Genomic DNA, 11,730 nt, shown 5'->3' with positions numbered 1-11,730 from the left:
CTTAAATCACAAGGAGCTTTTTACTATTTACTCAAATACATGGATTTCTCAGCATATAGATGTCTGAAATAAGGGTCGTCAAGATCTTTAATGAAGCGTATAGCTTCTCCAGTTGAACGCATTTCAGGCCCTAATTGCTTATCAACATCCGGGAATTTATCGAAGGAAAAGACCGGTTCTTTAATAGCGTAACCCTTTAATTTCCGGGTAATGGTAAAGTCTTTTAACTTATTATGGCCAAGCATAACCTTGGTAGCGATATTGATATAAGGAACATCGTATGCTTTTGCAATAAATGGAACGGTTCGTGATGCTCTCGGGTTAGCCTCGATAACATATACCTTTTCGTCTTTTATCGCAAACTGGATGTTTAATAATCCGCGTACATTCAGTGCTTTGGCGATCTTTTTGGAGTATTCTTCCATTTTTTCCTGAACTGCAGTTGATAAACTGAAGGGAGGAAGTACAGCGCTGGAATCACCTGAATGTATTCCCGCCGGTTCAATATGTTCCATCATGCCGATAATATGCACTTCATCTCCATCACAGATGGAATCAGACTCGGCTTCTTCCGCCCGATCTAAGAAATGATCGATCAAAACACGGTTACCGGGCATATTTTTCATGATTTTAATGACTGCTTTTTCAAGCTCTTCGTCATTGATCACAATGCTCATCCCTTGTCCACCTAGCACATAGCTCGGGCGTACAAGCACGGGATATCCCACCTCATTGGCTACCCGGATGGCTTCCTCAGCGTTTTCTGCGACGCCATATCTTGGATAAGGAATAGCTAATTCTTTTAATAGATCAGAGAATCGGCCACGATCTTCGGCAAGGTCCATATCGTCAAAAGAAGTACCGATAATTTTAATGCCGGTTTCTTTGAGCTGCTTTGCCATTTTAAGGGCTGTTTGTCCGCCAAGTTGTACGATTACGCCTTCAGGTTTCTCCAGATCAATGATCTCACGTACGTGTTCCCAGAATACAGGTTCAAAATACAACTTGTCGGCCATGTTGAAATCTGTGGAAACCGTCTCAGGATTACAGTTGATCATGATGGCCTCGTAACCCGCTTCTTTAGATGCAAGTAAACCATGTACACAAGAATAATCGAACTCAATACCTTGGCCGATACGATTGGGGCCGGAACCCAACACAACTATTTTCTTTTTCTCGCTCGGAATCGATTCGTTTTCTTCTTCGAATGTTGAGTAATAGTAAGGGGTTAAAGCGGGGAACTCTGCCGCGCAGGTATCCACCATCTTATACACTCGTTTGATACCGAGCTCTCTTCTGCGATGATACACCTCATCTTCTTCAACATTGCCTAACAGCCAGGCAATCTGTCCGTCAGAGAATCCTTTTTGTTTGAGAGTTAAGAAAAAGTCTTTTGGTATATTATTCAGCGCATAACGCTTGAGTTCGGTTTCGAGCTCTACGAGCTCTTGTATTTGTACGAGAAACCATTTGTCTATCAATGTTGCTTTACGTATAGACTCTAATGGTACCCCCATCTCAAAGGCATCTTTAATATGGAATAAACGGCCACTGCTGGGATGCTCCAAGCTGTGCATAATTTCCTCCAAATTACGTACTTGCTTGCCATCTGCTCCTAGGCCTAACCGGTTGGTCTCTAGGCTTTGACAAGCTTTTTGTAGCGCCTCAATGAAAGTGCGGCCAATAGCCATTACTTCTCCCACCGATTTCATTTGTAATCCAAGCTCTCTATTTGCGCCCTTAAATTTAGCGAAGTTCCAGCGAGGAGATTTTACAATGACATAATCAAGTGTTGGCTCAAAATAAGCTGAAGTTGTTTTGGTGATTTGATTTTCGAGTTCATCTAAATTATATCCAATAGCTAATTTTGCAGCTATCTTAGCAATAGGATAGCCAGTGGCTTTAGATGCAAGAGCGGATGAACGAGATACCCTGGGATTAATTTCAATGGCAATAATTTCCTCGTTTTCAGGATTGACAGAAAACTGTACATTACATCCACCGGCAAAATTTCCAATGGCACGCATCATTTTGATAGCTTGATTGCGCATTTCCTGATAACAGGTATCGCTAAGTGTCATAGCTGGAGCGACAGTGATCGAATCTCCGGTATGAATTCCCATCGGATCAAAATTTTCAATGGAGCAGATAATGATGACGTTGTCGTTGCCGTCGCGTAATAACTCCAGCTCATATTCTTTCCAGCCTAAAACAGCTTGCTCCACTAATACCTCATGGGTTGGTGAAGCTTGTAAGCCACGGCTTAATGCTGCTTCAAAATCTTCTTTTTTATGCACGAAACCACCTCCAGTTCCACCTAAAGTATAACTTGGACGGATTACCAATGGAAAGCCAATTTCTTGGGCTCCCTCTTTACCTTCAAGAAAAGAGTTGGCAATTTTTGATTTTGCAACACCAACACCAATATCGATCATAAGCTGACGGAACGCTTCTCTGTTCTCTGTTTTTTCGATCGCGGCTACATCTACACCGATCACTTTAACACCATGCTTTTCCCAGATTCCTCTATTAGAGGCTTCGATGCAAAGATTTAATGCGGTCTGTCCGCCCATGGTAGGCAGTACGGCATCAATCTTGCGTTCTTCTAGAATTTGTTCAATACTATCTGCCGTAAGAGGCAAGAGGTAAACGTGGTCTGCTATGACCTTATCGGTCATGATTGTTGCCGGATTTGAATTGATGATAGAAACCTCAATGCCTTCTTCTTTTAAAGAAAGAGCTGCTTGAGAACCCGAATAGTCAAATTCACAGGCCTGTCCGATAATAATGGGGCCCGAACCGATAATCAGCACTGAGCGAATGGAGGTGTTTTTTGGCATTTTATATGTTCAAAAATATAGTTTTAAAAAAAGAACAAGAGAAAAAACAGTGCAGAAATGTCTGTTGCTGAAGAGATATTTTCCGACTGCTTTGTCGGAGTGCAAAGATAGGATTTTTTGATCAATAATTTAAAAAAGAATTGAAAATAGTGTGTTTGTTGCAAATTTGCGGATAAAAGTGATTTTCTTTATGTTTGGTGCAAAAGGTATTGCACTCTCCAAGCATATTTATTTAAAACAATAAAGAAAAGAATCATTGAACATTTTCAATCAACTGGCCACGCAATTTTTACAGACATCCCTTCTGGAATGGTTTGCAGTTATTACAGGTTTTGTCTGCATCTATTTGGCTGCAAAACAACATATTCTCAATTGGCCTATCAGCATGTTCAGTATATTGGCATACAGCGTACTTTTTTATGAAGGAAAGTTGTATGGAGAGATGCTTTTGCAGGGTTATTTTTTATTTACAGCCATCTACGGTTGGTATTATTGGATTAAGCGTAAGCAGGAGCATAAGAAGCCTGTAGTGAGCTTTTCCGTGAGAAATATCCTGTACTCCTTATTGGCTATTGGTATTTTATCTATTGGACTCGGATCATTTCTGTACCACTTTACAGATACGGATGTTGCCTATATTGATGGCACACTGGCATCCGTTAGTTTTGTCGCACAATTTTTGATGACCAGAAAGGTCTTACAGAATTGGTTGTTATGGATAGTAGTAGATGTTTTTTATATTCCTCTGTTTATATATAAAGGTTTTTTCTTGACGGCTATTTTGTATGCGGTACTAGTTTTAATTGCTTGGGAAGGTTATAAAGATTGGAAAAAAACATGGAGAACAAACCAATAAAAATCGCAATAGTAGGGCCTGAGTCTACCGGGAAATCAATTATTTCTGAACAATTGGCACGTTTTTATGGTACCGTTAGTGTACCCGAGTATTCCCGTGAATATTGTAGAAACCTCAACCGGGCTTACACCTTACAGGATGAACTAAACATATATTATGGACAATTGGCCTTGGAAAGAAGCCTGGAACCTTTTGCTGTAAATGGGCTAATGTTTTGCGACACTACATTTTTAACGGTCAAAGTTTGGTGTGATTATTTGTTTGGAAATACGCCTGAGGAGGTGCTAAGCAGGTTAAAATCTCATGCTTATGATTACTACCTGTTAATGAATATTGATCTTCCCTGGGAAGATGATCCCTTACGGGATTTTCCGGAACCGGAGCAACGCACGTATTTCCTTGATGTATGGAAACAGGAATTGACAGCACTACAGGCAGATTACCAAATCATTTCTGGCGTTGGTGAGGAGCGTTTTACCCATGCAAGGCAAGCTGTAGATCTGTGGTTGGGCAATCATAACTCATAAGCCATTATACAGCGGTGCATCTTGCTTGCTACGAGTTATTCGCTTCGGCTTTTTTAGGAAATAACAGTGAGGCGATTACACTTATAGCTAAGATTCCGACAATGACGTACAGTGAATGGGCCGTGGTAAAGCCCCACTCTTCGAGCCAGTGATGTGCGAGCATTTTTAGACCGATAAAAACAAGCAAGAAAGAGAGTCCTATTTTTAGATAATGGAATTTATGTATAATATTGACCAACAAGAAGAACATTGACCGCAAACCCAAAATTGCGAAAATATTGGAAAAGAATACGATATAAGGATCTTTCGTGACAGCAAAAATGGCAGGTATAGAATCAACGGCAAAGATTAGGTCGGTAAATTCGATCACCAGTAGCACTAGAAATAGGGGGGTGATATATTTCTTTCCATTTTCTTTGTGGAAGAAATGGTTATCAACAAAAGAAGGGTATACTGCAAAATATTTTGAGGCAAATTTTACTACTTTATGATTTTTTGGATCAATCTCTTCCTCTTCATTTCGATTGATAAACATCATTATCCCCGTGTATACTAGGAATAATCCAAAAACGTACAATATCCACTCAAATCTATTGATTAAGGTCGCTCCAAGAAAAATAAAGAGAAAACGTAAAACAATGGCCCCTATTATTCCCCAAACCAACACCCGATGGTAATATTTCGAAGGCACGCCGAAGGAAGTGAAGATTAAGACCATCACAAAAATATTATCGACGGATAAGGCATATTCAACGACGTAGCCCGTAAGATATTCCAGAGAAAGATTTTTCTTATATATTTCTATGCTTGCAGCAAAATCGTCCGGTATTAGCTTGATGTTATGTAGGTGTTTCTGCGTGATCTCTTGAAGGTGAGTAAAGTCTTGAATATCATGTAACTTATCTCCCCAGAGTCGAAGTACTACATAAAAAGCCAAAGCGAAACTTACCCAGATGGAGCTCATAATAGAAGCTTCTTTTAGGGATACTTCGTGATCTTTCTTATTAAAAAGGCCAAGATCGATGGAGAGCATTAATATAATAAAAGCTAAAAAGCCTAAGAAAAATAGCAGTTCGTTGGTCATTTGTTTACTTGTTTCTCTCTGTCGTAAAACGTACTAGTTGCTCCAATCCATCTCTGTATTGACTTTGTTGAAAGGTCTGTAAGATGTCAAAAGCCGCTGTTTGATAGTCGATCATCCTTTCTTTTGCATATTCCATTCCGCCACTGGATCTGACAAAATTGATAACTTCTGTTACCTTTTTTTGGTCTTCGTTTTGGTTTTTTACAAGGTTAATTATGTGTCTTTTGGTCGATTTATCCGTGTGATTCAGTGCATAAATCAATGGTAAGGTAAGCTTTTTTTCCTTGATATCTATACCGAGGGGTTTACCCACGTCGTCAAATCCAAAATCGAACAAGTCGTCTTTAATCTGAAAAGCAATACCTACTTTTTCACCAAAGGCGTGCATTTTTCTTATCGTTTCTTCGGAAGCATTGGTCGATGCGGCACCGCAGGCACAGCATGATGCAATTAAAGAAGCTGTTTTCTGCCTGATGACTTCAAAGTAAACCTTTTCATCGATGTCTAAGCGACGCGCTTTTTCCATTTGTAATAACTCTCCTTCACTCATTTCGGTTACTGCTTCATTCAATATTCTCAGGAACTCGAAATCTTGATTCTTTACCGATAGCGACAATCCTTTGCTTAGTAAAAAATCACCCACGAGCACAGCGATCTTATTCTTCCATAATGCATTAACCGAAAAGAAACCACGACGCTGATAGGAGTTGTCAACCACGTCATCGTGTACAAGTGTTGCCGTATGCACTAGCTCGACCAACGCTGCTCCTCTATGTGTTGATTCATTGATATCTCCACAGGCACCGGCAGCAAAAAAAACAAACATTGGACGCATTTGTTTGCCTTTTCTTTTTACTATATAATGGGTTATACGATCTAGCAAAGGAACGGAGCTTCGCATAGATTCTTTGAATTTTGCTTCAAAGATATCGAGTTCGGCAGCGATTGGTCTCTTAATCTCCTCGAGTTTTAACATGTAAGCATCTGATTTATTACCGCTTCTATTTTATTCTGCTGCTTCTTTTAAGCGCAATAGAATAGCCTCAAAGGCCTGACAAACATAAGAAAAATCATTAAAATATTACGTTATGCTTTCGAGACCTATGGTATATTTTTGGCTATACCGTTTATCCGTGATCAGTTAGCGTTCCCTGTTTACGCCATATTTTCATATGTTGCTGTACCTGTCTATAATGGTTGGCGACTTTCGAAAATATAACGGTTTCTTTTGTGCCTAATGCGAGGTAGCCCAAACGGGCCAAACTATTATCAAACAGATGGAAGACACGGTTTTGCAGGCTGCTGTTAAAATAGATAAGTACATTTCGGCAGGAGATTAACTGGAATTCATTGAATGAACCATCAGAAACCAGATTGTGCTGACTAAAGATGATGCGATCTATGAATTCTTTATTAAACTTTGCATAATGGTAGTTTGCCGTGTAGTAAGAAGAAAATTCTGAACTACCACCTGCTTGTATATAATTTTCAGAATAGCGTTTCATGCTTTTTATAGAGAAAATACCTTCCCGAGCATGATCCAACACTGAAGGGCTTAGGTCGGTAGCATATATCAAGGTTTTTTGGAGTAAGTTAGCTTCTTTCATCAGTATTGCTAATGAATACGCTTCCTCGCCTGTAGAACAGCCTGCTACCCATATACGAATAAATGGGTAAGTGCCTAAAGTTGGGATAATATGGTTCCGGAGATAAATGTAAAAATCAGCATCCCTAAACATTTCAGTAACATTGACGGTAATTTCTTCTACAAAGCGCCTGAAGTAGGATCGGTCAGTTTTTAGGTGATAGCGCATTTCTGCGAAGCTGGGGAATTTATCTTTGGTGTATAGTCTATTTACCTGCCGTTTTAACGATGCTTTACTATAATCTCTAAAGTCATAGCCATGAATCTCCAGGAGGTCGTTAACGATAATATCCAGGTCATTGTCTTGTATCACAGGAGGCTGCCACATAAATTATTTTATATGCTTTTTTATAACCAATGATAATACATCAATATCAATAGGTTTAGAAACGTAATCATCAACTCCAGCCGCTAAACATTTTTCCCGATCATCGGCCATAGCTTGCGCTGTTACAGCGATAACAGGAATATGGCCACAGTGTTTACTCTTTTTGATGCGTGTTGTTGCCTCGTAGCCGTCTATATCCGGCATCATCATATCCATGAGCACTAGTTTGATGGTGTTGCTTTGGTCGAGCATTGCTAGGCCCTCTGTAGCACTGCCAGCTGTTAGCGGAGTATATCCTCTTGATTTCAGAACTGCGCAAAGTGCCAAAATATTTAAGGGTTCGTCATCAATGATCAATATATGGATTGACTCATCATTTATTGGTATAGCCATACTCTTAGTAAAGAAATTAGTTGATCAATATCGACCGGTTTGGATATATAGTCAGAAGCTCCGGCAGCGATACACTTTTCCCGATCGCCTATCATGGCTTTTGCTGTAACAGCCAGAATAGGTAAATTTTTAAAGCGTTTATCCTGTCGAATCCGTGTGGTTGTTTCGTATCCATCCATTTCGGGCATCATCATGTCCATTAGTACGATGTCTATTTTGCTTGGAGTATGCTGTAAAATGTTCAATGCTTCCCTTCCATCATCGGCGGGGATTACATTGATTTTATAACGTTCTAATGCCTTTGTCAAAGAAAAAATATTTCGAATATCGTCATCTGCAATAAGCACTGTTTTTCCATTCAACACCTCGTTCAAACTACTGTTAAGTTTTGATTTTTCCTTCTTTTGTTCCGATTTGTCGTTGTTTTCTTCTACTATATGAAGAAATAAAGCAACTTCATCTAAAATACGCTCATACGAATGCGCCGTTTTCACAACGATAGAATCTGCATATTGTTTGATTTTAAGTTCTTCTGATGGCGATAGGTTTTTACCGGTAAATATAATAACCGGAAGATTTTCCATTCCTGCATCGGCTTTGATGGTCTCGAGCGCTTTATATGCCGTAGCATCGGGTATGCCCATATCGAGAATAACACAGTCTGCTTCATGGCTTTTTAATGTACTAACACCTGATTGAATGTCTTTGCGGATATCTGTTTTTACATCAAAACTTTCTAGGTAATGTGCTAGGGCCTGCGCATGCTTGAGATTGTCTTCTATGATAAGTACTTTACGGGAACCTACGGATAGCGCTTTCTCAACCCGGTTAAAAATTTGGCCAAGTTGCTCTAGAGCCATCGGCTTGCGGATAAAATCGATTGCTCCTCTTGTAATGCTTTCCCTTTTGACCTCATGGGATGACATGATATGTACAGGTATATGACGTGTATTAGGGTTACTTTTCAACTCATCCATCACCTGCCACCCATTTTTTACAGGAAGTTCTATATCCAATAAAATGGCGTGAGGTAGGTATTTCTCGGCTAATTCGATGCCGACATCGCCTCTAACGGTAGTGATGACTTTGTAGTTATTTTGACGTGAGAAATCTATCAGCGCCCGTGCAAAATTCGTGTCATCTTCAATAATGAGTACGACGCTGTCGCCTTCCTGAATCTCTCGCCGATCATCGTCCAGTTCATTGGGAATATTTTTGCTGATGAAAGGTTGGGCGACAGTGGGTTTTGCGGGTGAATTTTTCTCTTTTGACGCAGAGGGGGTTTCCTTTTTTTCTGGTGTCGCCTGAAGAAGAAAAGAAGGGCTAGTCTGTTCCTGTTTCTCTTTAATAGGGGTTTTAGGAATATTGAGAATAAATTCGCTTCCTTTGGTAACTTTACTATTAATAGCAAGGGAACCTCCTAATAACCTTGCTAACTCTTTGCTGATAGATAATCCCAGCCCCGTACCCCCAAACTTTCGTCGGGTTGATCCGTCCGCCTGCTGGAAGGCTTCGAATATCAACTGTTGTTTCTCTTCTGGAATACCGATGCCAGTATCTCTCACGCGAAATTCGATGAACTCCTCCTTTTCGGTATTTTGAGAGACGCTGATGCTGACAGATCCTTTTGAAGTGAATTTGAGCGCATTGGAGACAAGATTCCGTAGTATCTGCTGAAGCCTTAGGTTATCAGTAATTATTGTTGTAGGTGAATTTTTGGCTATTTCTGTTTTTAGCTGTAATCCTTTCTCGTTTGCCATAGGTCCGAAGAGTACCTGTATATCGTTGACTATCTCACTCAGAGGCAATTCTTCATTTGTTAGGGTCATTTTTCCAGCTTCGATCTTGGAAAGGTCAAGTATCTCATCGATTAAGGTGAGTAAACCATTGCCTGAAGTTTGGATCACTTTTGCATACTCTATCTGGTCTTCCAATAGATTTCCTTCATTGTTCTCACTTAATAATCTGGATAAAAGCAGGATGGAATTGAGTGGTGTTCGGAGTTCATGCGACATGTTCGCGAGAAATTCAGACTTATATTTAGTACTTAATGCGAGGTCCTCCGCCTTTTTCTGGATTTCAAGATTGCGTTCTAAAATTACCTGATTTTTTTCTTCCAAAGCTTGTGACTTTATCTCAAGTTCTTGATTGGCTTCTAGAAGTTCTTCCTGTTGCACACGAAGCTCCTCTTCAGAAGCTTGAAGTCTATTTGCCTGAGCTTCCAGCTCTACATTGAGGTTTTCCAGTTCACTCTGTTGTGCTTGTAGTTCCTCAGTTTGTGCTTGTGTTTCTTCCAGGAGTTCTTTCAGTCGGATACGGCTTTTAACCGCATGAATGGCAGCGCCTAAGTTTTTCGAGATGCTGTTTGCTAAATGGAGTGTAGATTCGTGGCCATGTTTGAGTGAAGCAATCTCGATCACGCCTTCCACTTCATTTTCATGTACTAATGGTATAATCAATACCCAGCTCGGTTGGCTTGTGCCTAAGCTGGAGGAAACCTTTAAATAGTTCTCCGGGAGATTCGTGATTAGGGTAGCCTCTTTATTGAGTGCGGCTTTGCCAAGTAGTGTTTCTCCCATATTTATACGCTGAGGTATTTCTAACGTATTGTCCACTCCCACCGCGCATACGAATTGAAGGGTTTGATTGAATTCCCCTATATAGTAGGTGCCGATGTCTGCTTGCAGGTGTTCTACCAGAGCCTTTAAAATATCCAGGCCAAATGCATTAAGCTCTCTTCTGCCTATCAACAGATTGTTTATAATATTTTCGCCGCTTTGAATCCATAATTGCTGTTTATCTTTTTGTGAATGGGATTCCAATGACTGCTTCATGTTTAACAGCGCGTTCCCTAAAATATCATGTGCGCCCTTCGGGTTTATCTGTACTTCGTAGTTTTCGCGACCAATTTCGTTGGCTACCCTTGCAATTTCTTGATTACTTTGGTCGATTCGTCTAATGGAACGGGCTACCACGCCTAGGTCATCCTTGGCAAAGATTGGCATAGGGATATTTGTATACCCCATTGCTATTTTTGTCGCAGCCTCTTGAAGCTCGAAAAGATGATTGGCAATATTCTTTATCACCAAATATATCAAGCTCAGAACGATTAACGACCAGATGATGAGGGCGGCTCTGGTAAAGTTTCGATCATGCAGCTCTTCCTGATAAGTATGATTTGCATTTTCAGCGATTTCCTGAATGGTTGTTGCTAGGCCTGCTCTTAAAAAATCCATTGCAGCCCCCGAAATATTCCACCAGTCGTCTGCATTAAATCGTTCAGGGAGTTTGCCAGAATCGTGAATTTCCGCGAAGAAGTTAATCGTAGTGCTGAATGATCGGTTTGCTAATAATTTTTCGAGATTGTTTTCTCCATAACGCTTATCTAAGCTTTCCAATTCTTTCAGGTAAGAATCAAGTAGTTCATAATTTATATTGAAGTTTCCGAGATCAAGGGTGTCAATCTTTTCGTCGGCAATTGTGAAAAATAAATTAAGACGTAAAGAGGCAACGTAATTTACCGCTTTTGATAGTACTTCACGTAACGCGATACTGGAACCGAGACTTTCGTTTATATTACTATAATCAGTTGACACCTGCGAAAGGCTACTAAGTCTTTCGGTGATTTTCTGGTAGTGATTAAAAACCTCTTCATAGGAAATCTCCCCATTGTTAATCTCCGTTCTCCATTTGGGCAATTCATTTAGAAAGGTGTAATTGCCGTAATCCGCGATTAACCCCTTATCTATGTATGCGTTTAACTGCTGGATGGCCTCGTCTGTCTTTAACTGTTGTACACTCAGTCCACCTTCGTCCTGCTGATTGAATATTTTACTAACGCTCAGACGTCTTTCTTGCTGTAATTGCTCAACAAGCTTGTCTGTTGCGAGTGTGAGATCAATACGGGCAATAAAACTATTTGTGCCACTAATTCGGTCGGCTTTCCCTTTTTCTACAATATAAAAGAAAAAAATAAGCGCTAATAAAGGTACAAAACCTAGTAAAGCTAACTTGTAATTCAAGGGTATGAGGTTGAAATAATTTCTTTTCTTCATGG

Annotated in this window: 8 protein-coding genes; 2 read left to right on the top strand and 6 right to left on the bottom strand. The window is 40.1% G+C overall.

What is annotated here, in order from left to right; all coding sequences use genetic code 11:
• Positions 1–23 precede the first annotated feature (23 nt).
• On the bottom strand, positions 24–2,840 hold the full coding sequence (gene carB / locus H8S90_RS04500; RefSeq protein WP_187341392.1) for a carbamoyl-phosphate synthase large subunit: 2,817 nt from the start codon (positions 2,838–2,840) through the stop codon (positions 24–26).
• 256 nt (positions 2,841–3,096) lie between these two features.
• On the opposite strand from carB, the gene pnuC reads away from it, so the two are divergent.
• Positions 3,097–3,696, top strand: coding sequence for a nicotinamide riboside transporter PnuC (gene pnuC / locus H8S90_RS04495; RefSeq protein ID WP_187341391.1), 600 nt, complete (start codon positions 3,097–3,099; stop codon positions 3,694–3,696).
• A complete protein-coding gene (locus H8S90_RS04490) occupies positions 3,678–4,223 on the top strand; it encodes an AAA family ATPase (RefSeq protein ID WP_187341390.1) in 546 nt (181 codons plus the stop codon). Before pnuC ends, H8S90_RS04490 begins: the two co-directional genes overlap by 19 nt.
• 28 nt (positions 4,224–4,251) lie before the next feature.
• Here the strand turns inward: H8S90_RS04490 and H8S90_RS04485 are convergent, their stop codons facing one another.
• From H8S90_RS04485 to H8S90_RS04465, 5 genes are all read right to left on the bottom strand, one after another.
• Complete coding sequence (locus H8S90_RS04485) at positions 4,252–5,307, bottom strand: TerC family protein (RefSeq protein WP_187341389.1); 1,056 nt, start codon at positions 5,305–5,307, stop codon at positions 4,252–4,254.
• Between the two features lie 4 nt (positions 5,308–5,311).
• Positions 5,312–6,283: a polyprenyl synthetase family protein gene (locus tag H8S90_RS04480; RefSeq protein WP_187341388.1), complete on the bottom strand. Its 972-nt coding sequence runs from the start codon at positions 6,281–6,283 to the stop codon at positions 5,312–5,314.
• A 151-nt stretch (positions 6,284–6,434) separates the two neighbouring features.
• Positions 6,435–7,280, bottom strand: a complete 846-nt coding sequence (locus tag H8S90_RS04475; RefSeq protein ID WP_187341387.1) for a protein-glutamate O-methyltransferase CheR — start codon at positions 7,278–7,280, stop codon at positions 6,435–6,437.
• Positions 7,281–7,283: 3 nt separating this feature from the next.
• Positions 7,284–7,673, bottom strand: coding sequence for a response regulator (locus H8S90_RS04470; RefSeq protein WP_187341386.1), 390 nt, complete (start codon positions 7,671–7,673; stop codon positions 7,284–7,286).
• Positions 7,658–11,728, bottom strand: a complete 4,071-nt coding sequence (locus H8S90_RS04465; RefSeq protein ID WP_187341385.1) for a response regulator — start codon at positions 11,726–11,728, stop codon at positions 7,658–7,660. The genes H8S90_RS04470 and H8S90_RS04465 overlap by 16 nt, the downstream gene beginning before the upstream one ends.
• Positions 11,729–11,730: the final 2 nt, after the last annotated feature.

The sequence above is a fragment of the Olivibacter sp. SDN3 genome (assembly GCF_014334135.1).
In the GTDB taxonomy this organism is placed as follows: Bacteria; Bacteroidota; Bacteroidia; order Sphingobacteriales; family Sphingobacteriaceae; genus Olivibacter.
Note: the sequence above shows the minus strand (reverse complement) of the source record. Positions and strands in the feature narration are given on the sequence as shown.

Coding starts and splice junctions, on each gene's coding strand:
- H8S90_RS04475 (WP_187341387.1), bottom strand. CDS start 7,280: ATGTGGCAGCCTCCTGTGATACAAGACAATGACCTGGATATTATCGTT.
- H8S90_RS04490 (WP_187341390.1), top strand. CDS start 3,678: ATGGAGAACAAACCAATAAAAATCGCAATAGTAGGGCCTGAGTCTACC.
- H8S90_RS04470 (WP_187341386.1), bottom strand. CDS start 7,673: ATGGCTATACCAATAAATGATGAGTCAATCCATATATTGATCATTGAT.
- carB (WP_187341392.1), bottom strand. CDS start 2,840: ATGCCAAAAAACACCTCCATTCGCTCAGTGCTGATTATCGGTTCGGGC.
- H8S90_RS04465 (WP_187341385.1), bottom strand. CDS start 11,728: ATGAAGAAAAGAAATTATTTCAACCTCATACCCTTGAATTACAAGTTA.
- H8S90_RS04485 (WP_187341389.1), bottom strand. CDS start 5,307: ATGACCAACGAACTGCTATTTTTCTTAGGCTTTTTAGCTTTTATTATA.
- H8S90_RS04480 (WP_187341388.1), bottom strand. CDS start 6,283: ATGTTAAAACTCGAGGAGATTAAGAGACCAATCGCTGCCGAACTCGAT.